The sequence below is a fragment of the Curvibacter sp. PAE-UM genome, assembly GCF_001432305.1.
GTDB lineage: Bacteria > Pseudomonadota > Gammaproteobacteria > Burkholderiales > Burkholderiaceae_C > Hylemonella.
Genome location: NZ_KQ483358.1, coordinates 729,229 through 749,917 on the forward strand (window position 1 = coordinate 729,229; position 20,689 = coordinate 749,917).

At 64.3% G+C, this 20,689-nt stretch carries 19 protein-coding genes; 12 read left to right on the forward strand and 7 right to left on the reverse strand.

All coding sequences use genetic code 11. The features are described from left to right. Nucleotides 1-15: 15 nt before the first annotated feature. Together AO057_RS03645 and AO057_RS03650 are read right to left on the reverse strand one after the other, a co-directional pair. Complete coding sequence (locus AO057_RS03645) at nt 16-1,401, reverse strand: aminopeptidase P N-terminal domain-containing protein (protein ID WP_057674354.1); 1,386 nt, start codon at nt 1,399-1,401, stop codon at nt 16-18. Next, the gene (locus AO057_RS03650) at nt 1,398-2,132 is read right to left on the reverse strand and encodes a nucleotidyltransferase family protein (protein WP_057677155.1); all 735 of its coding nucleotides are present in this window, start codon (nt 2,130-2,132) and stop codon (nt 1,398-1,400) included. The genes AO057_RS03645 and AO057_RS03650 overlap by 4 nt, the downstream gene beginning before the upstream one ends. A 135-nt stretch (nt 2,133-2,267) precedes the next feature. Between AO057_RS03650 and tkt the strand changes: the two genes are divergently transcribed. Next, on the forward strand, nt 2,268-4,283 hold the full coding sequence (tkt, locus tag AO057_RS03655; protein WP_057674355.1) for a transketolase: 2,016 nt from the start codon (nt 2,268-2,270) through the stop codon (nt 4,281-4,283). Between the two features lie 37 nt (nt 4,284-4,320). Then, nucleotides 4,321-5,319 carry a type I glyceraldehyde-3-phosphate dehydrogenase gene (gap, locus tag AO057_RS03660; protein WP_057674356.1) on the forward strand — a complete coding sequence of 333 codons (999 nt, stop codon included), beginning with the start codon at nt 4,321-4,323 and terminating at the stop codon, nt 5,317-5,319. 69 nt (nt 5,320-5,388) lie between these two features. On the opposite strand, the gene AO057_RS03665 is transcribed toward gap, so the two are convergent. After that, nucleotides 5,389-8,337: a DNA topoisomerase III gene (locus AO057_RS03665; RefSeq protein ID WP_057674357.1), complete on the reverse strand. Its 2,949-nt coding sequence runs from the start codon at nt 8,335-8,337 to the stop codon at nt 5,389-5,391. Between the two features lie 98 nt (nt 8,338-8,435). On the opposite strand from AO057_RS03665, the gene AO057_RS03670 reads away from it, so the two are divergent. The 3 genes from AO057_RS03670 to AO057_RS03680 are packed head-to-tail and all read left to right on the forward strand — an operon-like array spanning nt 8,436 to nt 10,414. Beyond that, nucleotides 8,436-8,969, forward strand: a complete 534-nt coding sequence (locus tag AO057_RS03670) for an SET domain-containing protein (RefSeq protein WP_082605399.1) — start codon at nt 8,436-8,438, stop codon at nt 8,967-8,969. 11 nt (nt 8,970-8,980) lie between these two features. Then, a complete protein-coding gene (locus tag AO057_RS03675; protein ID WP_057674358.1) occupies nt 8,981-9,739 on the forward strand; it encodes a biotin--[acetyl-CoA-carboxylase] ligase in 759 nt (252 codons plus the stop codon). Between the two features lie 15 nt (nt 9,740-9,754). After that, nucleotides 9,755-10,414: a hypothetical protein gene (locus AO057_RS03680; protein WP_057674359.1), complete on the forward strand. Its 660-nt coding sequence runs from the start codon at nt 9,755-9,757 to the stop codon at nt 10,412-10,414. 18 nt (nt 10,415-10,432) lie between these two features. Here AO057_RS03680 and AO057_RS03685 read toward each other — a convergent pair whose 3' ends face one another. The 3 genes from AO057_RS03685 to AO057_RS03695 are packed head-to-tail and all read right to left on the reverse strand — an operon-like array spanning nt 10,433 to nt 13,133. Continuing rightward, nucleotides 10,433-11,872 carry a sensor histidine kinase gene (locus AO057_RS03685; protein ID WP_057674360.1) on the reverse strand — a complete coding sequence of 480 codons (1,440 nt, stop codon included), beginning with the start codon at nt 11,870-11,872 and terminating at the stop codon, nt 10,433-10,435. A gap of 38 nt (nt 11,873-11,910) precedes the next feature. Further along, the gene (locus AO057_RS03690) at nt 11,911-12,588 is read right to left on the reverse strand and encodes a response regulator (RefSeq protein ID WP_057674361.1); all 678 of its coding nucleotides are present in this window, start codon (nt 12,586-12,588) and stop codon (nt 11,911-11,913) included. 59 nt (nt 12,589-12,647) lie between these two features. After that, nucleotides 12,648-13,133, reverse strand: coding sequence for a MarR family winged helix-turn-helix transcriptional regulator (locus tag AO057_RS03695; RefSeq protein WP_057674362.1), 486 nt, complete (start codon nt 13,131-13,133; stop codon nt 12,648-12,650). Nucleotides 13,134-13,265: 132 nt separating this feature from the next. Between AO057_RS03695 and recA the strand changes: the two genes are divergently transcribed. Beyond that, complete coding sequence (gene recA, locus AO057_RS03700; protein WP_057674363.1) at nt 13,266-14,321, forward strand: recombinase RecA; 1,056 nt, start codon at nt 13,266-13,268, stop codon at nt 14,319-14,321. A 29-nt stretch (nt 14,322-14,350) separates the two neighbouring features. Continuing rightward, nucleotides 14,351-14,821: a recombination regulator RecX gene (recX, locus tag AO057_RS03705; RefSeq protein WP_240480729.1), complete on the forward strand. Its 471-nt coding sequence runs from the start codon at nt 14,351-14,353 to the stop codon at nt 14,819-14,821. Here recX and argC read toward each other — a convergent pair whose 3' ends face one another. After that, on the reverse strand, nt 14,822-15,748 hold the full coding sequence (gene argC / locus AO057_RS03710) for an N-acetyl-gamma-glutamyl-phosphate reductase (RefSeq protein ID WP_057677156.1): 927 nt from the start codon (nt 15,746-15,748) through the stop codon (nt 14,822-14,824). Nucleotides 15,749-15,916: 168 nt separating this feature from the next. On the opposite strand from argC, the gene sucC reads away from it, so the two are divergent. The 5 genes from sucC to AO057_RS03735 all read left to right on the forward strand — a co-directional run bounded on the left by sucC (nt 15,917) and on the right by AO057_RS03735 (nt 20,663). Beyond that, complete coding sequence (gene sucC / locus AO057_RS03715) at nt 15,917-17,086, forward strand: ADP-forming succinate--CoA ligase subunit beta (RefSeq protein ID WP_057674365.1); 1,170 nt, start codon at nt 15,917-15,919, stop codon at nt 17,084-17,086. A 19-nt stretch (nt 17,087-17,105) separates the two neighbouring features. Further along, nucleotides 17,106-17,999: a succinate--CoA ligase subunit alpha gene (sucD, locus tag AO057_RS03720; protein WP_057674366.1), complete on the forward strand. Its 894-nt coding sequence runs from the start codon at nt 17,106-17,108 to the stop codon at nt 17,997-17,999. A gap of 124 nt (nt 18,000-18,123) precedes the next feature. Continuing rightward, complete coding sequence (locus AO057_RS03725; RefSeq protein ID WP_057674367.1) at nt 18,124-18,810, forward strand: TerC family protein; 687 nt, start codon at nt 18,124-18,126, stop codon at nt 18,808-18,810. A 398-nt stretch (nt 18,811-19,208) separates the two neighbouring features. Continuing rightward, nucleotides 19,209-19,994 carry a Stp1/IreP family PP2C-type Ser/Thr phosphatase gene (locus tag AO057_RS03730; RefSeq protein ID WP_057677157.1) on the forward strand — a complete coding sequence of 262 codons (786 nt, stop codon included), beginning with the start codon at nt 19,209-19,211 and terminating at the stop codon, nt 19,992-19,994. A gap of 42 nt (nt 19,995-20,036) precedes the next feature. Further along, nucleotides 20,037-20,663: an FHA domain-containing protein gene (locus tag AO057_RS03735; protein WP_057674368.1), complete on the forward strand. Its 627-nt coding sequence runs from the start codon at nt 20,037-20,039 to the stop codon at nt 20,661-20,663. Nucleotides 20,664-20,689: the final 26 nt, after the last annotated feature.

Sequence of the window (20,689 nt, forward strand, 5' to 3'; positions counted from 1 at the left end):
ACCCGCGCTGCGGCTTCAGGAACGCATCAGGGCTTCGATTTCGTCGGCGTTCACCGGCACGCCGCGCGAGATCAGCTCGCAGCCGTCCGCTGTGACGAAGGCATCGTCCTCGATGCGGATGCCGATATTCCAGTACTCCCGCGGCACGTCCTCGGCCGGGCGCACGTAGAGCCCCGGCTCGATGGTCAGGCACATGCCGGGCTTCAGGATGCGGCTGGGCCGGTCCTTGATGATTTCGCCCGAGAGCGGGTCCTTGCGTTCGCTGGTCTGGCCCAGCTCGCTGGCCTCCACATAACTGCCGCAGTCATGCACGTCCATGCCCAGCCAGTGCCCGGTGCGGTGCATGTAGTAGCGGAAGTAGGCGCGGCTGGCAATCACGTCGTCCACAGAGCCGACCTTGTGCTTGTCGAGCAGGCCCAGGTCCAGCAAGCCCTGGGAGAGCACCTTGACCGTCGCCTCGTGCGGTTCCACAAAACGGGCTCCGGCATGCGTGGCCTCCACGGCGGCCTCCTGCGCGGCCAGCACCAGTTCGTAGAGCGCGCGCTGCGGCGCGGTGAATTTGCCATTGGCCGGGAAGGTGCGCGTGATGTCGCTGGCATAGCCGTCAAGCTCACAGCCGGCATCGATGAGCACCAGCTCGCCATCGCGGATGGGCGCATTGTCGGCGCGGTAGTGCAGCACGCAGGCGTTGGCGCCGGCGGCGACGATGGAGCCATAGGCCGGGTATTGCGAGCCGTGGCGGCGGAATTCGTGCAGCAGTTCGGCGTCCAGGTGGTATTCGCGCACATCCTGGCCGGCGCGCAGCATGCGGGCAGAGAGCTGCATGGCGCGCACGTGAGCGCCGGCGCTGATCTGCGCGGCGCGCCGCATCACGTCCTGCTCGTGACCGTCCTTCACCAGGCGCATCTCATCCATCAGGGCGCACAGATCGCGCTGGGCTTCGGGACAGAGGGCGCCATAGCGCACGCGCGAGCGCACGGTCTTCAGCCAGCCATCGATGCGACCTTCCAGGCCGAGGTGCGTGGCGAAGGGGTACCAGACCGTGGCTTTGTTCTCGAGCAGCTTGGGAAGGCGCTGCTCCAGTTCGGTCACCGGACAGGCTGCGTCCACACCCAGCGCGGTCGGTGCCGCTTCGGGGCCCAGGCGGATGCCATCCCAGATCTCGCGTTCCAGGTCCTTGGGGTTGCAGAACAGCGTGGTGTGGCCTTCACTGGTGATGACGAGCCAGGCGTTGGGTTCGCCAAAGCCGCTCAGGTAGTGGAAATAGCTGTCGAAGCGGAACAGGAATTCGCTGTCGCGGTTGCGCAGGTGTTCGGGTGCCGTGGGCACGATGGCGACGGCATCGGGACCGAGCTGGGCGGCCAGGCGCGCGCGGCGCTGTGCGTAGAGGAGGGTGCTCATGAAGGGGCGGTTTCGTTGAGTTGCGCCAGACGCTCGGGGGTGCCGACATCGGTCCACGGCCCGGTATAGAGCTCGGCGCTGATGCGCTGATTGTCCATGGCCCGACGCAACAAGGGGGCCAGCGGGGTTTTTACGCCCTGCGGGTTGCCGGGTGCAATCTCGCACCAGGGCCGGGCGAAGAATTCCCGCCGGTACAGGCCTATGGTGCTGTAGGTGTACTTCACGGTCGCCTGGTTCAGGGCCAACTGCCGGCCGGACGCCAACGGGTCGCTGGCCAGGCCGAAATCACCTAGAGGATTGTGCGAGGGGTTGGGCACCAGCCAGAGGTGAGCCAGTTTGTCGCTGCGCGCGAAGCGCTGCACGGCCTGCATGGAGAACGGGAAACCGGGGGCATACACATCACCAGCCAAGACCCAGAAGATGTCGCCCAGCAAAGGCAGCGCACGCACGATGCCGCCGGCGGTTTCCAGTGCACCACCGAAATCCAAGCCCTCCCAAGAGTATTCAATCGCCAGGGGCCGGTCGTTGCTGCTGTGCGGCTGCGGTCCGAAATGGGCGGGTATCTGTTCACCCAACCAGGCGGTGTTGATCACGATGTCGGTGAAACCGGCATCAGCCAGGGCATCGACATGCCACTGCAGCAGCGGCTTGCCCTGCACCGGTAGCAGGGGCTTGGGTGTGGCATCGGTCAACGGGCGCATGCGTTCGCCACGCCCCGCCGCCAGCACCATGGCCTTGATGGAAATCGGATCTTGCACACCCTCACTGTAGACCATGGGACGGCGCGCGGCCTGTCGCTCCGAAGTCCCAACCGGCCACCGGTAAAATACCGGGTTTCCCCTGACCCCCTCCGGAGCGGCCCCCACATGGCAAATACCCGACAGATGGCCAACGCGATCCGCGCGCTGGCAATGGACGCAGTGCAACAAGCCAACTCCGGACACCCGGGTGCGCCCATGGGCATGGCCGACATGGCCGTTGCGCTCTGGGGTGAACACCTCAAGCACAACCCGACCAACCCGCAATGGGCCGATCGCGACCGTTTCGTCCTGTCCAACGGCCATGCCTCCATGCTGTTGTACGCGTTGCTGCACCTGACGGGTTACGACCTGCCGTTAAAGGAGCTGAAGAACTTCCGCCAGCTCGGCAGCAAGACGGCCGGCCACCCAGAAGTGGGCCACACCCCCGGCGTGGAAACCACCACCGGCCCGCTGGGCCAGGGCGTGACCAATGCCGTGGGCATGGCGCTGGCCGAGAAGCTGCTGGCCCGGGAATTCAACCGCGACGGCCACAGCATCGTCGACCACCACACCTACGTCTTCCTGGGCGATGGCTGCATGATGGAAGGCATCAGCCACGAGGCCGCGGCCCTGGCCGGTGCCTGGAAGCTGAACAAGCTGATCGCCCTGTACGACGACAACGGCATCTCCATCGACGGCCAGGTCACCCCCTGGTACGGTGACAACACCGCGCTGCGTTTCGTGGCCTATGGCTGGAACGTGATCGGCCCGATCAACGGGCATGACGTCGCCGCTGTTTCCGAAGCCATCGCGCGCGCCAAGCAGTCCGACAACCAGCCCACGCTGGTCATCTGCAAGACCGCCATCGGCCACGGTTCGCCCAACCGCGCCAACACCGCCAAGGCGCATGGCGAGCCGCTGGGTGGCGAAGAGATCAAGCTCACGCGCGAGGCCCTGGGCTGGGCGCACGAGCCCTTCGTCATTCCGCAGGATGTGGCGGACGACTGGAATGCCACGAACCGCGGCATTGCCGCACAGGAAGCCTGGGAGCGGAAGTTCGCCGCCTACCGCGCCACGCACCCGGCCCTGGCGGCCGAGTTCGAGCGCCGCATGAAAGGCGAGCTGCCGAAGAACTTTGCCCAGGTGGCCGTGGACGCCGCCGTGGCGGCGCACACCAAGGCCGAGACCGTGGCCAGCCGCAAGGCCAGCCAGATCGCGCTGGAGGCCTTCACGGCCGCCCTGCCCGAACTGCTGGGCGGCTCGGCCGACCTGACCGGCTCCAACCTCACCAACACCAGCTCCACGCCCAATCTGCGCTTCGACGCCGATGGCAACGGCAACGGCGGGCGCCACATCAACTACGGCGTGCGCGAATTTGGCATGGCCGCCATCATGAACGGCATCGGCCTGCACGGTGGCTACATCCCCTACGGCGGCACCTTCCTGACCTTCAGCGACTACTCTCGCAACGCCATCCGCATGGCCGCGCTGATGAAACAACGCGTGGTGCATGTGTTCACGCACGACTCCATCGGCCTGGGCGAGGACGGCCCCACCCACCAGTCGGTGGAACATGCGGCCTCCCTGCGTCTGATCCCGAACCTGGACGTCTGGCGTCCCGCCGACACGGCCGAGACCGCCGTGGCCTGGGCCGTTGCGCTGCAAAACAAGAGCAAGCCCACCGCCCTGCTGCTTTCGCGCCAGAACCTGCCCTACGCGCCCAAGAAAGACCTGGGTGACATCAGCCGCGGTGCCTACGTGCTGTCTGAGCCGGCCGACCTGGGCCTGAAGCAGAAGGCTCGTGCCGTCATCATCGCCACCGGCTCCGAAGTGCAGCTCGCGCTCAAGGCACAGGAATTGCTGGCCGCGAAGAAGATCGCCGTGCGTGTGGTCTCCATGCCCAGTACCACCACCTTCGACCAGCAGAAACCCGCCTACAAGCAGGCCGTGCTGCCGGCAGGCCTGCCGCGCGTGGCCGTGGAGATGGGGGTGAGCGACGGCTGGTGGAAATACGGCTGCGCCGCCGTGGTGGGCCTCGACACCTATGGCGAGTCGGCCCCGGCCCCGGTGCTGTTCAAGCATTTCGGCTTCACGCCCGAGAACGTGGCCGACACGGTGCAGGCCGTGCTGGCCCGGAACTGATTTCCTTGTGTTTTAACTTTTAGCGAAAGAGCAAATCATGACGATCAAGGTAGGCATCAACGGCTTCGGCCGCATCGGGCGCAACGTGCTGCGCTCCGCAGTGCAGAACTTCAAGGACATCGAGATCGTTGCCATCAACGACCTGCTCGAACCCGACTACCTGGCCTACATGCTCAAGTACGACAGCGTGCACGGTCGCTTCAAGGGCGAAGTGTCCGTGGAAGGCGGCACCCTGATCGTCAACGGCAAGAAGATCCGCCTGACCCAGGAACGCGACCCCGCCAACCTCAAGTGGGCGGAAGTGGGCGCTGACGTTGTCATCGAATCCACCGGCCTCTTCCTCGACAAGGCCGGCGCCGAGAAGCACCTGACCGCTGGCGCCAAGAAGGTCATCATCTCCGCCCCCTCCAAGGACGACACCCCCATGTTCGTCTTTGGCGTCAACGACAAGACCTACGCCGGCCAGGCCATCATCTCCAACGCCAGCTGCACCACCAACTGCCTGGCCCCCGTGGCCAAGGTCCTCAACGACAAATGGGGCATCAAGCGCGGCCTCATGACCACCGTGCACGCAGCCACCGCCACCCAGAAGACCGTGGACGGCCCCAGCAACAAGGACTGGCGCGGCGGGCGCGGCATCCTGGAAAACATCATCCCCAGCTCCACCGGTGCCGCCAAGGCCGTGGGCGTGGTCATCCCGGAACTGAACAAGAAACTCACCGGCATGAGCTTCCGGGTGCCGACCAGCGACGTCTCCGTGGTCGACCTGACGGTCGAACTCAACAAGGAAGCCGACTACAAGGACATCTGTGCCGAGATGAAGGCCCAGAGCCAGGGGGCCCTGAAGGGCGTGCTGGGTTACACCGAAGACAAGGTGGTGGCCACCGACTTCCGCGGTGAAGTCTGCACCAGCGTGTTCGATGCCGAAGCCGGCATTGCCCTGGACAAGACCTTCGTCAAGGTCGTGGCCTGGTACGACAACGAGTGGGGTTACTCCAACAAGTGCCTGGAGATGGCGCGCGTGGTGTCCAAGTAAGCTAGCAAGTCCCCATGAAAAAAAGGCGGTGCATCATGCACCGCCCTTTTTCTTTGCAGCAAGAGCGACTTAGCTCAGATGCTTGCCGATGAGGCCTGCAATCTCGAACATCGTCACCTTGTCCTTGCCGAAGACGGGCTTGAGCTTGGCATCGGCGTTGATGCTGCGCTTGTCCTTGGGGTCTTGCAGGCCCTGGGCCTTGATGTAATCCCAGAGTTTCTTGACGACCTCGGTGCGTGCCACCGCTGTGCTGCCGATCACGGCGGCCAGTTCGGCGCTGGGGGTCAGGCCGGCAGCCGTCTTGCGTGGCGCTTTGGCAGCAGTGGTCTTGGCTGCGGCTTTCTTGGCCGGTGCCTTTTTGGTTGCCACCTTTTTGGCCGCCGTTTTCTTGGCGGCTGGCCCCGTGGTCTTGGCGGCCGCGCCAGCGGCGGATTTGGCCGCGGTCTTGCGTGGCGGGAACTTGGACGGGGCAAACTCGAAAGCGACCTTGTTGGCCTCGGCGCTCCAGGCCAGGAAGGCCTTGAAGGGGCGACGCGTGCGCATGGAGACGAACTTGTCCAGCAGGTCGGTCTTGCCGGTGCTCAGCAGCTTGGCCATCTGCTCGCGCTCGATGGGCTGCTGCAGGATGATCTGGCCGCTCTTGAAGTCGCAGCTCGGCGTGGGCTGGGCCAGGGTGGGCACCGTTCTTTCGCAGACGTAGTTCTTGCCATGCTCGTAGACCGCGCCGCCGCACTTGGGGCAGGCACCCAGCGACTCCTTGGCGGAGAAGTCCACCAGCTCGCCGGTCTCCTCCGCCTTGTCGTCGCCGAAGTCGAATTCGAGCTTGTAGTTCTTGGTTTCCTCGTCGAACTTGATGACCATCTCGGCCGTGAAGGGCCAGCCGGCCTTGGAGCGGAAGCCGTCCAGCGGGCCGATGCGTTTGTCGCGCAGGAATTGCTCCACCTCCGCCACCTCGAAGGTGCGACCGGCGGGGGTTTTGCCGAAGGAGAAGCCGCAGCCCTCGCCGTCGCCCTTCTTGCCGGTGCAGGTGTAGCGCCGGTAGTTTTCCTTGACCACACCGCCGCAGTTCGGGCAAGGCGTGCTGAGTGTGGCGTAGTCACCCGGCACGGTGTCGCGGTCATATTCCTTGGCCTTCTTGACGATGTGCTCGGTCATGGCGGCGATCTCGCGCATGAACTCTTCGCGCGAGAGGCGGCCGTGTTCCATCTCGGAGAGTTTGTATTCCCATTCGCCGGTCAGCTCGGGCCTCGAGAGTTCCTCCACGCCCAGGCCGCGCAGCAGGGTCATGAGCTGGAAGGCCTTGGCGGTGGGAATGAGCTCGCGGCCTTCGCGCAGCATGTATTTTTCCGTTAGCAGCCCTTCGATGGTGGCCGCGCGCGTGGCCGGTGTGCCCAGGCCCTTCTCGTGCATGGCTTCGCGCAGCTCGTCGTCCTCGATCAGCTTGCCGGCACCCTCCATGGCCGAGAGCAGCGTGGCTTCCGAATATCGTGCCGGGGGCCGGGTCTTGAGACCCTTGGGGTCGACGCTGTGGGTCTTGACCTTCTCGCCGGCCTGCACCGGCACCAGGGTCTTGCTGCTGCCTTCGCCCGGCGCGAGCTCGTCTTCGGCCTCCTTGCCGTAGATGGCCAGCCAGCCCGGCTTGACCAGCACCTTGCCTTCGCTCTTGAAGTTGTGGCCGGCGGCTGTGGTGATGCGGGTGGTGACCTGGTACTCGGCACTGGGGAAAAAGATCGCCATGAAACGGCGCGCCACCAGGTCGTACAGCTTCTGCTCGGCGTCCGAGAGGCCGCTGGGCGCCTGCAGCGTGGGGATGATGGCAAAGTGGTCGCTGACCTTGGCGTTGTCGAAGATGCGCTTGTTGGGTTTGACGTAGCCGCCCTTGAGCGCGGTGGCGGCGTGTGGCGCCAGGTGTTTCATGCCGGAGTCGGCCAGCATGCCAAAGGTCTCCTTGGCCACGGCCAGGTAGTCCTCGGGCAGATGGCGTGAATCGGTCCGCGGGTAGGTCAGGGCCTTGTGGCGCTCGTAGAGGCTTTGCGCAATCGACAGCGTGGTCTTGGCGGAAAAGCCGAATTTGCCGTTGGCTTCGCGCTGCAGGCTGGTCAGGTCGAACAACATGGGCGAAGCCTGGGTGCTGGGCTTGCTTTCCTCGATCACGGTGGCGGTCTGGCCGCGCACGGCATCGGCAATAGCCGTGGCCTCTTTCTCGTTCCAGACGCGGTCGGCGCGTTTCTCGGCGTCGTCCTCGGTTTTTTTCCACTTCGGGTCGAACCACTTGCCCGCGTAGTCGCCGGCCTGGGCGCCGAAGCTGGCGTGCACCTCCCAGTAGTTGCGGCTGATGAACTTGCGGATCTGTTCCTCGCGCTCCACCACCACGGCCAGGGTGGGCGTCTGCACGCGGCCCACGGTGGTGAGGAAGAAACCGCCATCGCGCGAGTTGAAGGCGGTCATGGCACGGGTGCCGTTGATGCCGACCAGCCAGTCGGCCTCGGAGCGACTGCGCGCCGCATCGGCCAGGGGCAGCATCTGCTTGTCGCTGCGCAGCTTGTCGAAGCCGTCGCGGATGGCCTGGGGTGTCATGCTCTGCAGCCACAGGCGCGAAACCGGCTTGCCCAGGGGCTTGGCGCCGCCGGCGTATTGCTCGATCAGGCGGAAGATCAGCTCGCCCTCGCGGCCCGCGTCACAGGCGTTGATCAGCTGGCCTACGTCCTTGCGCTTGGCCAGCTTGACCACGGCGTTCAGGCGGGTCTTGGTCTTGTCGACCGGCTTGAGGTCGAAATGCGGCGGGATCACCGGCAGGTGGGCAAAGCTCCACTTGCCGCGTTTCACGTCGTACTGCTCGGGCGCCTGGATTTCCACCAGGTGGCCGACGGCACTCGTGACGACGTAGTTGTCGCTCTCGAAGTGCTCATCGTGCTTCTCGAACTTGCCGGCAGTGGGCGTGAGGGCGCGCACGATGTCCTGGGCGACCGAAGGCTTTTCAGCAATGATCAGGGTTTTGCCTAAAACTGCGTTTTTCATCTGACTACAATCCAGTTTCTCGCGCGCGCATACGCGCACGCATACACGGGCGCGCCCACGCGCGCCCATACGAGTTCACCTTACCAAATTTTTCAGCAGTGTCCAAGAATCCCGTTTCCGAACCCGGCCGCCGTATCCAGACCCGTCGCTCCGGCGTCCATGGCAAGGGGGTCTTTGCTGTCCAGGACATTCCCAGGGGGGAAACCCTCATCGAGTACGTGGGCGAGATCATCAACTGGGAGGAAGCGCTGCGCCGCCACCCCCACGACCCCAAGGATCCCAACCACACCTTCTATTTTCACGTCGATGAAGACCATGTGATCGACGCCAAGGTGGGCGGCAACTCCTCGCGCTGGATCAACCATTCCTGCGAACCCAACTGCGAGGCTGACGAGGAAGAGGGCCGCGTCTTCATCAAGTCGCTGCGCAAGATCAAGGCCGGTGAGGAGCTCAACTACGACTACGGCCTCATCATCGACGAGCCCTATACCAAGAAGCTCAAGGCGGAATACCCTTGCTGGTGCGGCAGCAAGCTCTGTCGCGGCACGCTGCTGGCACCGAAGGACGACGACAAGCCCAAGAAATCCAAGAAGTCCAAGAAGAAAAACAAGTCCAAGGGCGGCAAGCGCTGAAGGAGTTCGCCATGTTGCGCTGGCCGGCCGAAGCGATCTGGGAAGCGGTGGTGCCCACCCTGCCCGGTTTCACGGTCGAAGTGCTGCCGCAGCTGGACTCCACCAACACCGAGCTGATGCGCCGTGCCCGTGCGGGCCGGCTGGAGCCGGTGCTGCTGGTGGCCGAAGCCCAGACCGCCGGCCGCGGCCGCCTGGGGCGCGCCTGGAGCAGCGGCACCCAGCCCGGGGACGTGCTGACCTTCTCCCTGGGCCTGCCCCTGCAGATGGCCGACTGGTCTGGCCTGTCGCTGGCCGTGGGCCTGAGCGTGGTGCAGAGCCTGCACCCCGACCTGCGGCTCAAGTGGCCCAACGATGTCTGGCTGGCCGACCGCAAGCTGGCCGGCATCCTGATCGAGACCACCCAGATTGGCGCTGCACGCTACGCGGTCATCGGCGTGGGTATCAACATCAGGCCGCGGGACGCGACCGGGCTGAGCACACCGCCGGCCTGGTTGCAGGAGCTGGTGCCCGGCACCGACGCGCCACAGGCCCTGTTGCAGGTGGCCGCGCCCCTGGTTCAGGCCGTGCAGCGCTTTGAGGCCCAGGGCTGGGGACCCTTCCATCCCGCCTACGCGGCACGGGATGCACTGGCTGGCCGCGAGGTGACCTTGAGCGACGGCAGCAGCGGCCAGGCCCGGGGCGTGGATGGCAGCGGTGCGCTGCTCGTGCATACTGCTGCCGGGCTGAAGAAAATCTCCAGCGCTGAAGTCAGCGTCCGCCCCTCGAACTGAAGACGAACCCTTCCCATGCTGCGTCTCCTTGTCCTGCTGCTGGTCCTGTTGAATGCGGGCTATTACGCCTGGTCGCAGGGCATGCTGCGCAGCTACGGCTGGGCCCCGGCCGAGCAGAGCGAGCCGCAGCGTCTGACGCAGCAGATCCGTCCGGAGGCCATCCGCATCCTGCCGGCCGACGAGGGGCGCCGCGCCGAACAGGTCGCGCTGACGCCGCCCAAACCCCCCGAGTGCCTGCAGGCCGGCCTGTTTGACGAGGCCCAGACCGAGACCGTGCGCAAGGCCCTGGAAACCAGCTTGCCGGGCGGTGCCTGGTCGCTGGAGCTGATGGTGGAGCCGGCGCGCTGGATCGTCTACATGGGCAAATTCCCCAACGCCGCTGCGCAGGAGAAAAAGAAGGTCGAACTCGAGAAGATGAAGCTCAGATTGCAGCCGCTGGACAACCCGGAATTGCAACTGGGCCTGTCCCTCGGGCGTTTCGAGACCCAGGCACAGGCTCAGACCGAGTTGAACGCTCTGCAGCGCCGCGGTGTGCGCACGGCGCGCGTGGTGCAGGAACGGCCGGAGATCCGGCAAAGCCAGCTGCGGATCCCGGCGGCCGACGAGGCCCTGCGGCCCAAGCTGGAAGAGATCAAGCCGGCGCTGGGCGACAAGACGCTGCGCAGCTGCCGCTGAGTCGGATGGTGTCGGCCCTTATTCCGGCGTGAGGTCAAAGCGCACCGTGAAGCGCGCCCCTGGCGGTGTCTGGCCGGGGCGGGTGTCCTCCACGCTGATGCGGGCGTGGTGCTGCTGGGCGATTTCCTGTGCGATGGGCAGGCCCAGGCCTGAACCGTCGACGTCGTTTCCCAGGGCCCGGTAAAAAGGCTGGAACACCAGTTCACGCTCGGCTGGCGTGATGCCTGGCCCTGAATCCTCCACCTGCAGCACGATGATCTTGCCGAATGGGTCGGCCAGCACGCGTGCGGTGATGACCCCCGGCTTGTCGATGCTGGACGGTGTGTAGTTGATGGCGTTGTCCAGCAGGTTGCGCACCAGTTCCTTGAGCAGCGTGGGATTGCCTTCGAGCATGACGCCGGGCATGGCCGGCTGGGCGCCCTCGTAGCCCAGGTCGATGTGTTTGTCCATGGCGCGTGGCACGCTGTCCTGCACGACTTCCATGGTGAGCCGGGCCAGGTCGCAGGGCTGGCGGCTCATGGCCATGGTGCCGGCTTCGGCACGGGCCAGTGCCAGCAACTGGTTGACGGTATGGGTGGCGCGGATGCTGGCGCGTCCGATCTGGCGCAGCGACTGCTTGAGCTCCTCGGTGCTGGTGCCTTCGCGCTGGGCCAGGTCGGCCTGCATGCGCAGGCCGGCCAGTGGCGTTTTGAGTTGATGTGCGGCGTCGGCTAGAAAACGTTTCTGCGTGCCGATCGAGTCTTTGAGCCGTAGCAGCAGGTCGTTGACCGAGGACACCAGGGGCGCCACTTCCAGCGGCACCGTCTGCGCGTCCAGCGGGCTGAGGTCGTCAGGGCGGCGGGCCCGTATGCGTTCTTCCAGGCGACTGAGGGGTTTGATGGCCTGCACCAGCGCCAGCCAGACCAGCAGCACGGCCAGCGGCAGAGTCACGAATTGCGGCAGCATCACGCCTTTGATGATCTCGGCGGCCAGCACCGATCGTTTGTCCAGGGTTTCGGCGACCTGGATCAGAACCGTTCTCGAGGTTTGCGGATTCAGTGGGACCCACATATAGGCGACCCGGATGTCCTGGCCGTGAAAGGTGTCGTCTCGCAGGCGTACCTCGCTGCCTGTGACCGGTGCGTCCTCGGGCGGCAGCGGGAAGTCGCGCTCACCACTGAGGTACTCACCGCGCACGCCCAGGACCTGGTAATAGACCGTGTCGATGTCATCGGCGCGCAGCAGTTCCCGTGCCGGCAGGGGCAGGTTGAACTGCACGTGCTGCTGGTTGACCGTGACCAGCTGGGCCAGGGCGTTGACGTTGTACTCGAGCGTGCGGTCGAAAGGCTTGCCGGCAATGCCTTGCGCGACCAGCCAGGTCAGCACCAGGCTGATCGGCCACAGCAGCAGCAAGGGCGTGAGCATCCAGTCCAGGATCTCACCGAAGAGCGAGCGCTGCTCGCGCTGGAAAAGTTTCACGATGCAGGCGTTGCGGTGGAGTAGGCCTTGCCCGGCGGTCAGCTGTTCGGGATCTTTTCGAGACAGTAACCCAGGCCTCGCACGGTGGCGATGCGGATGGGCCCCTTCTCGATCTTCTTGCGCAGGCGGTGGATGTAGACCTCGATGGCGTTGTTGCTCACTTCCTCGCCCCACTCGCACAGGCGCTCGACCAGCTGGTCCTTGCTGACCAGTCGGCCGGTGCGCTGCAAGAGCACTTCCAGCAGGCCCAGCTCGCGTGCCGAGAGTTCGACCATGCGTCCGTCGATGGTGGCCACGCGCCCGGCCTGGTCGTAGACCAGCGGGCCGTGCTTGATATGGCTGCTGGTGCCACCCATGCCGCGGCGCACCAGCGCGCGTACGCGCGCCTCCAGTTCCTGCAGCGAGAAGGGCTTGGCCATGTAGTCGTCGGCACCGTAGTCCAGTCCCTTCACGCGCTCCTCCACGCTGTCGGCCGCCGTGAGGATGAGCACAGGCAGGCTGGAGCCGCGCGCGCGCAGCTTTCTCAGCACCTCCAGCCCGTGCAGCTTGGGCAGGCCCAGGTCCAGGATCAGCAGGTCGAACTCATTGTTGGTCATCAGCGCCGCGTCGGCCTCGGAGCCGCTGGCCACGTGGTTGACGGCCGCACCTGAACTGCGCAGTGTGCGCAGCAGGCCGTCGGCCAGTACCTGGTCATCCTCGGCGATCAGTATCCGCATGCTTGTCTCCTCGCGCCTGCCGGCTGTGGTTCGCCGGCTGGGCGCTTCATGTGCCGATTCTAGGCGCTGGCATAGGCTTCGAGCCCAAGGGCAATCACGGTGGCCACTTCGGGGCTCACGGCCAGTTTGAGTTCGGCTTCGGCCTGGATCACGGCCCGCTGGAAGCCACGCAACCAGGCCAGTCCGGCGGGCGTGAAGCGCACAAGCTTGGCGCGGCCATCACGCCTGTCGGCTTCGCGCGTGACCAGGCCCCAGGCCTCGCATTGGTCGACCAGCTTGCCCATGGCCTGTTTGCTCATCCCTGCCGATTCCGCAAGTTCCTGGAGTCGCGCGCCCTGCACGGCCAGATGGCGCGTGATGTGGATGTGGGCGGCGCTGACCTGGCCGCGCGCGGCCAGGTTGGACAGGGCCAGCGGCACCTCGGCGTCATGCGCCATCAGGTGGAGCACGCGCTGGTCGAAGCGGCGCATGGCGTGGCCCAGCAGGCGACCCAGGTGGGTCTGGCGCCAGCCGTCGTCGACTGGAAAAGTGGCGGCATCTGTCATGGGCAAATAGTAAACCAAAATGACTAATTTATGCCTTTACTGGAAAGTACAAGACGGATAAATTACTGGTCAAGCATCCAGCCTGTGATTAAAAACACTGGAACTGAGTCAACCCCACCCAAGGAGCAAGTCATGGACGTATCCGGCAAATCCATCAGCGTCGCCAACAGTGAAAAAGCCAAAGCCCTGGCGGCCGCACTGGCCCAGATCGAGAAGCAATTTGGCAAGGGCACGATCATGCGCCTGGGCGAAGGTGAGGCGATCGAGGACATCCAGGTCGTCTCCACCGGCTCCCTGGGTCTGGACATCGCGCTGGGCGTGGGCGGCCTGCCGCGCGGCCGCGTGGTCGAGATCTACGGCCCTGAATCCTCGGGCAAGACCACGCTGACCTTGCAGGTCATCGCCGAGATGCAGAAGATCGGCGGCACCTGCGCCTTTGTCGATGCCGAGCACGCGCTGGACGTGCAGTACGCGCAGAAACTGGGCGTCAACCTGCCCGATCTGCTGATCTCCCAGCCCGACACGGGCGAGCAGGCGCTGGAGATCGTCGACAGCCTGGTGCGCTCCGGCGCCGTGGACCTGATCGTGATCGACTCGGTGGCAGCCTTGACGCCCAAGGCCGAGATCGAAGGCGAGATGGGCGATTCCCTGCCCGGGCTGCAGGCGCGCCTGATGAGCCAGGCCCTGCGCAAGCTGACCGCCACCATCAAGAAGACCAACTGCATGGTCATCTTCATCAACCAGATCCGCATGAAGATTGGCGTGATGTTCGGCAGCCCCGAGACCACGACCGGCGGCAATGCGCTGAAGTTCTACGCCTCGGTGCGCATCGACATCCGCCGCACCGGCACCATCAAGAAGGGCGAAGAGGCCATCGGCAACGAGACCAAGGTCAAGATCGTCAAGAACAAGGTGGCGCCGCCCTTCAAGACCGCGGAGTTCGACATCCTCTTCGGCGAGGGCATCAGCCGCCATGGCGAGATCATCGACATGGGTGTCAACGCCAAGATCATCGAGAAATCCGGCGCCTGGTACGCCTACAACGGCGAGAAAATCGGGCAAGGTCGCGACAACGCGCGCGAGTTCCTGCGCGAGAACGCGGAGTTGGCGCACGAGATCGAGAACAAGGTGCGCGAGTCCCTGGGCATTCCGCTGCTCAACGAGGCGACAGAAGCCGCGGCTGAATAAGACGGGAGGCCGGTAACGGGGAGCGAGCCATGGCGACGGCACGGTTGTCGTTCCAGCCCACACTCAAGGGCCGGGCGTTGCGCCTGCTGAGCCAGCGCGAGCACTCGCGCCGCGAGCTCGAGCGCAAGCTCCAGCCTTACGAGGAAGAGCCTGGCACGCTGGCGCTGGCGCTCGACGAGCTGCAGGCCCGGGGCTTCATCAGCGAGGAGCGGGTGGCCGAGTCGGTGCTGAACCGGCGCGCGAGCCGGCTTGGCTCGACACGCATACGCCAGGAGTTGCAGGACAAGGGGCTGGACGGCGAATTGATCGCCCGGACCCTGTCCGGCCTCAAGGACAGCGAACTGGGGCGTGCGCGCGAAGTCTGGCAAAGAAAGTTCGATGCCCTGCCGCAGACTCCCCAGGAGCGGGCGCGGCAGACGCGGTTTCTGCTGGCACGAGGCTTTGCTGGGGAGGTGGTGCGCCGTGTGCTGGGCGGCGATCCGGCCGACGAAGAAGCCTGATTACAGGCCCAGCATCAGTTTGAGGTTCTGCACCGCAGCGCCGCTGGCGCCCTTGCCCAGATTGTCCAGACGCGCCACCAGCACGGCCTGGCCCAGCGCATCGTTGCCATAGACGCTGAGTTCCATCTGGTTCGTGCCGTTGAGCGCGGTCGGCTCCAGCCGGCCACCTGCTGCCGGCGGCACCACGCTGACCCACTCACTACCGGCGTAGTGCGCGCGGAGCACGTCTTCCAGCTGCTGGGTGCGCGTGACACCCTTCATCAGATCAAATTGCAGGCCGATCTGGTCCAGCATGCCGGCGTAGAAATTGCCAACAGCCGGCACGAAGATGGGCCGGCGGCTCAGGCCGCTGTAGCGTTGCAGCTCGGGCAGGTGCTTGTGGGCCAGGCTCAGACCGTAGATTTCCAGTGGCGGTGCGCTGTGCGTGACCTCGTAGGCCTCGATCATCTGGCGGCCGCCTCCCGAATAGCCGGAGTAGCCCGACATCACGACAGGATAGTCCGGCGGCAGCAGGCCGGCATCGACCAGCGGGCGCAACAGGGCGATGCCGCCGGTCGGGTAGCAGCCCGGGTTGGCGACGCGGCGGGCCTGCGTCACGGCCTGCGCCTGGCTGCGTGTGAGCTCAGGGAAGCCATAGACCCAGCCCGGGGCGACCCGGTGCGCGGTGGAGGCGTCGATGATCTTGGGGCCGGGCCGGCCGGACGTCTTTTCCAGCGCATCGACCAGTGCCACGGTCTCGACAGCGGCCTCATCGTGCAGGCAGAGGATGACCAGATCAGCGCCAGACAGCAGCTCCCGCTTGGCGGCCGGGTCCTTGCGCTGCGCAGCTGCAATGCTCAACAGTTCGACCTGCGGCATGGCCAGCAGGCGCTCACGGATCTGCAGGCCGGTGGTTCCGGCTTCACCGTCGATGAAGATTTTCTGGATGGACATGGCTTATGCCTCGGTTGACGGAAATTATGGGACCGGGCTGAAATCCGTCAGTTTTGGTGCAGAGCAACATGATACATTCCAAGGCTGTGCTGAACCCAGCACCAGCTACGGGACACGCCGGTTCCGTGGCAGGACAGAAATCCATTTCCTGAGAGAGCCCTCATGAAGATCCACGAGTACCAAGGCAAGGACATCTTGCGTCATTTTGGTGTGCCTGTGCCGCGCGGCATTCCGGCCTTCACAGTCCAGGAGGCGGTCGAGGCTGCCCAGAAGCTGGGTGGCCCGGTCTGGGTCGTCAAGGCGCAGATCCATGCCGGTGGCCGCGGCAAGGGCGGTGGCGTGAAGGTGGCCAAGTCCGTCGACGACGTCAAACGCCTGGCCGGCGAGATCCTGGGCATGCAGCTCAAGACCCACCAGACCGGTCCCGAAGGCCAGAAAGTCCGTCGCCTCTACATTGAGGACGGTGCCGACATCCAGAAAGAATACTACCTGTCCGTGGTGACCGACCGTGCCACGCAGAAAGTCGCCTTCATCGCCTCCAGCGAGGGTGGCATGGACATCGAGGAAGTGGCGCACGCCACGCCCGAGAAGATCGTCAAGATATTCGTCGATCCGCTGACCGGCCTGACCCAGGCGCAAGGCGTGGAACTGGCCAAGGGCGTGGGCATGCCGGCCGATTCGCAAGCGCAGTTCATCGACGTCTGCCAGAAGCTCTACAAGTGCTACATGGAGACGGACGCCTCGCTGGTCGAGATCAATCCGCTGAACCGCGATGGCAAGGGCAACGTCATCGCCCTGGATGCCAAGTTCAACTTCGACGCCAACGCCCTGTTCCGCCACCCCGAGATCGTCGCCCTGCGTGACCTGGACGAGGAAGATCCGGCCGAAATCGAGGCCTCCAAGTTCGATCTGGCCTACATCTCGCTCGACGGCAACATCGGCTGTCTGGTGAACGGTGCCGGCCTGGCCATGGCCACCATGGACACCATCAAGCTGTTCGGCGCCGAGCCGGCCAACTTCCTGGACGTGGGCGGCGGTGCCACCCCCGAGAAGGTCACCGAAGCCTTCAAGATCATGCTCAAGAACGACAAGGTGAAGGCCATTCTGGTCAACATCTTCGGCGGCATCATGAAGTGCGACACCATTGCCACCGGGGTGATCACGGCCTGCCGTGCCGTGAACCTCAGCGTGCCGCTGGTGGTGCGCATGAAGGGCACGAACGAAGAGCTGGGCAAGAAGATGCTGGCCGAGTCCGGCCTGCCCATCATCAGTGCCGACACCATGGCCGAAGCCGCCCAGAAGGTGGTCGCAGCCGTCAAGGCTGCCAAGTAAAGCTACCCAAGGAACCGTCATGTCGATCTACATCAACAAAGACACCAAAGTCATCACCCAGGGCATCACCGGCAAGACCGGCCAGTTCCATACGGAAAAGTGCCAGGAATACGCGAACGGCAAGAACTGCTTTGTCGCTGGCGTGAACCCCAAGAAGGCCGGTGAATCGATCTTCAACATCCCGATCTACGCCTCGGTCAAGGAAGCCGCCAAGCAGACCGGTGCCACCGTGTCGGTGATCTACGTGCCGCCGGCGGGTGCCGCCGACGCCATCTGGGAAGCGGTCGAGGCCGATCTGGACCTGGCGATCTGCATCACCGAGGGCATTCCGGTGCGCGACATGCTGATGGTGCGCAACAAGATGAAGGCCAAGGAAGCTGCGGGCGGCAAGAGGACCCTGCTGCTGGGCCCCAACTGCCCCGGCCTGATCACGCCCGACGAGATCAAGATCGGCATCATGCCCGGCCACATCCACCGCAAGGGCCGTATCGGCGTGGTCTCCCGCTCTGGCACGCTGACCTATGAAGCCGTGGCGCAACTGACCGAAATCGGCCTGGGCCAGTCCTCGGCCGTGGGCATCGGTGGCGACCCGATCAACGGTCTCAAGCACATCGACGTGATGCAGGCCTTCAACGACGACCCGGATACCGATGCCGTCATCATGATCGGCGAGATCGGCGGTCCGGACGAGGCGGAAGCCGCCCGCTGGTGCAAGGCCAACATGAAGAAACCCGTGGTCGGCTTTATCGCTGGCGTGACGGCCCCTCCCGGCAAGCGCATGGGCCATGCCGGTGCCCTGATTTCCGGTGGCGCCGACACGGCCGACGCCAAACTGGCGGTCATGGAGGAATGTGGTTTCAAGATCACCCGCAACCCGTCCGAGATGGGCAAGCTGCTGAAGGCGCTGCTGTAAGCAAAAATACGCATCCATAAGTGTGCGCAGTTAAGGCACACTTGATCGCAAGATCCCTGGGAGCGCTCCAGACGGACTGTCTGGAGCGCTCTTTCATTACAGATATAACTTCAGGAGCACTTCGATGGAAATCATGCAGGATGTCAATTTCTGGATTGGTCTGCTCAAGATCGTCTGGATCAACATCATTCTGTCCGGCGACAACGCCGTGGTGATTGCACTGGCGGCGCGTTCGTTGCCTGCACACCAGCAGAAAAAAGCCATTCTTTTCGGTTCGGGCGCCGCCGTCGTGCTGCGTATCGCGCTGACGCTGGTAGCTGCCCAGCTCTTGCAGATGTCGTTCCTGCAGGTCGTTGGCGGTCTGCTGCTGCTGTATATCGGGGTGCAACTGCTCAGCGAAGACGACGACGAGGAGGGTCACGGTGGCGAAGGCGGTGGCCTGATGGCTGCTGTGCGTACCATCCTGATTGCCGACGTGGTCATGAGCCTGGACAACGTGATTGCCGTCGCGGCAGCCGCCAAGGGCAGCAACCTGTTGCTCATGATCGGTCTGGCGATCAGCATCCCGCTGGTGATTTTCGGCAGCTCCCTGATGATTCGCCTGATGGAGCGTTTCCCGATCATCGTGACATTGGGCGCGGCCTTGATTGGCTGGGTCGGTGGCGAAACCATCGTCAGCGATGTGGCGCTCAAGGAAATCGCCATGGAAAATCCCTGGTTGCACTACGTGGCGGCCGCAGCCGGCGCGATCTTCGTAGTCCTGCTGGGGCGCGCTCTGCAAAAGCGACATAAGTCGGCGGCAGAGGGCTGATCTCAGCTTGCTGATCCGGAGCCGGTTTCCGGGGCGCCCTGGCTTCCGGACCGGGACCCTTGTTCCGGGCAGTTACGGGACTTTGCAAAAAAAGACAGAGCCCTGCGTATTACTACCTTGCCGGCCGGGAGTTGCTCTGCTAAGGTCGACAGCTTGTATGGCGTACCCTCGGTACGCTGGTTTCATGGTGGGCTCCTGATTATCTACAGCAAGAGCCCTGCGGATCTGAACAGGCACGAATTGGCAACTTCATTCTCCAGCAGGCGGTCTCAACCGGAATCGAGGCCGGCGTGTGCCGTGTCTTTACGGGCATCTCTCCGGACCTCAGGGGCGCGGCGCGGCCTTTCTGCGCGTCCAGTCTTCCCCAGGTAAATCATTGAGCCATGACGACAGAAGCCATGATTTACAGGTTTTGTGCACAGACCGACTCCGGCTTGACGCGGGAAAACAACGAAGACGCGGTCGGCTTTGACGAAAGCGCGGGCGTCGCCATCCTGGCTGATGGCATGGGCGGCTACAACGCCGGTGAAGTGGCCAGCAGCATGGCGACTTCCATCATCAACTCGGAGATGAGCCGCTGGCTCACCGAGTCTGCGGCTACAGCGACAGTGCAGGACATCCGCCGGGCGCTTGAAATCTGCGTGGGCAATGCCAATTCGGCGGTTTTCCGGGCCGCGCATGCCAATGCGCACTACTCGGGCATGGGCACCACCCTGGTGGCTGGCGTGTTTCGTGGTGCAGACCTGGTGATCGGGCACATCGGCGATTCACGTTGCTACCGGCTGCGCCAGGGGGAACTGGTCCAGATCACCCGGGACCATTCCCTGCTGCAGGAGCAGATCGACGCCGGCCTGCTGACGCCCGAGCAGGCGGCCCTGTCCATGAACAAGAATCTGGTGACGCGTGCCCTCGGGGTGGATGACGCTGTCCTGCTGGAGGTGCATGAGCACGCCGTCGAGCCCGGCGACGTCTACCTGATGTGCTCGGATGGCCTGTCCGATATGGTCAGGGATCAGGATATTGCGAAAATCCTGCAGATGCCATTGGCAGCTGAGCTGCGAGCGAAAGCCCTGGTCGACACGGCCAATGCACATGGCGGTCGCGACAATATCACGGTCCTGCTGGTACAGGCCGAGATGGGCGCAGAAAAGCGCGGCCTGATGGCGCGATTGCTGGGAAAATAACGAAGGTATATTCATAACGAGCAACAGGAATAGGAGTCGGGCATGCCGAAAATGATCGTATCGATCGACGGTGTTGTCATCAAGGAAGTGCAGTTGACCAAGGAGCGCACGACCTTTGGGAGGCGACCATACAACGACGTGGTGATCGACAATCTGGCCGTCAGTGGTGAACATGCAGCATTGCAGATGACGGGCAGCGAGGTCACGCTGGAAGATCTCAACAGCACCAATGGCACCTATGTCAATGGCAAGGCCGTCAAGAAACAGGCTTTGCAGAACGGCGACACCATTGAGGTTGGCAAGTACAAGATCAAGTTCGTCAACGAGGCCGAGGCACCGGGCTTTGACAAGACCATGCTCTTCAAGCCGGGAGAAACGCCCGTGCCGGCTGCTGCAGAAGGCGGTAACCTGAATGGCGCACTGCGCGTCCTCTCCGGTACGGCCTCTGGCCGCGAAGTCCCCCTGACCAAGGCGGTCACGACGGTCGGCAAGCCGGGGGTGGCTGTGGCATCGATTTCGCGACGTTCGCAGGGTTTTGTCGTGGCGCATGTCGAGGGCTCCGGTATCCCGCTGCTCAATGGTGCACCGATCGGCAACGAGCCGGTGGCGCTCAAGAGTGGCGACGTGATCGAACTGGCGGGCACGAAAATGCAATTCATCCAGAATTGAGTCCGTGGCGGGGCCCGCCCGGGCCC

What these genes read in the sequence shown, in the direction of transcription:
- recX (WP_240480729.1), top strand. Translation starts at nt 14,351, where the DNA reads ATGGCGACGGCACGGTTGTCGTTCCAGCCCACACTCAAGGGCCGGGCG.
- AO057_RS03680 (WP_057674359.1), top strand. Translation starts at nt 9,755, where the DNA reads ATGCTGCGTCTCCTTGTCCTGCTGCTGGTCCTGTTGAATGCGGGCTAT.
- AO057_RS03690 (WP_057674361.1), bottom strand. Translation starts at nt 12,588, where the DNA reads ATGCGGATACTGATCGCCGAGGATGACCAGGTACTGGCCGACGGCCTG.
- AO057_RS03725 (WP_057674367.1), top strand. Translation starts at nt 18,124, where the DNA reads ATGGAAATCATGCAGGATGTCAATTTCTGGATTGGTCTGCTCAAGATC.
- recA (WP_057674363.1), top strand. Translation starts at nt 13,266, where the DNA reads ATGGACGTATCCGGCAAATCCATCAGCGTCGCCAACAGTGAAAAAGCC.
- AO057_RS03665 (WP_057674357.1), bottom strand. Translation starts at nt 8,337, where the DNA reads ATGAAAAACGCAGTTTTAGGCAAAACCCTGATCATTGCTGAAAAGCCT.
- sucC (WP_057674365.1), top strand. Translation starts at nt 15,917, where the DNA reads ATGAAGATCCACGAGTACCAAGGCAAGGACATCTTGCGTCATTTTGGT.
- AO057_RS03675 (WP_057674358.1), top strand. Translation starts at nt 8,981, where the DNA reads ATGTTGCGCTGGCCGGCCGAAGCGATCTGGGAAGCGGTGGTGCCCACC.
- AO057_RS03695 (WP_057674362.1), bottom strand. Translation starts at nt 13,133, where the DNA reads ATGACAGATGCCGCCACTTTTCCAGTCGACGACGGCTGGCGCCAGACC.
- AO057_RS03735 (WP_057674368.1), top strand. Translation starts at nt 20,037, where the DNA reads ATGCCGAAAATGATCGTATCGATCGACGGTGTTGTCATCAAGGAAGTG.
- AO057_RS03730 (WP_057677157.1), top strand. Translation starts at nt 19,209, where the DNA reads ATGATTTACAGGTTTTGTGCACAGACCGACTCCGGCTTGACGCGGGAA.
- gap (WP_057674356.1), top strand. Translation starts at nt 4,321, where the DNA reads ATGACGATCAAGGTAGGCATCAACGGCTTCGGCCGCATCGGGCGCAAC.
- AO057_RS03645 (WP_057674354.1), bottom strand. Translation starts at nt 1,401, where the DNA reads ATGAGCACCCTCCTCTACGCACAGCGCCGCGCGCGCCTGGCCGCCCAG.
- tkt (WP_057674355.1), top strand. Translation starts at nt 2,268, where the DNA reads ATGGCAAATACCCGACAGATGGCCAACGCGATCCGCGCGCTGGCAATG.
- AO057_RS03650 (WP_057677155.1), bottom strand. Translation starts at nt 2,132, where the DNA reads ATGGTGCTGGCGGCGGGGCGTGGCGAACGCATGCGCCCGTTGACCGAT.
- sucD (WP_057674366.1), top strand. Translation starts at nt 17,106, where the DNA reads ATGTCGATCTACATCAACAAAGACACCAAAGTCATCACCCAGGGCATC.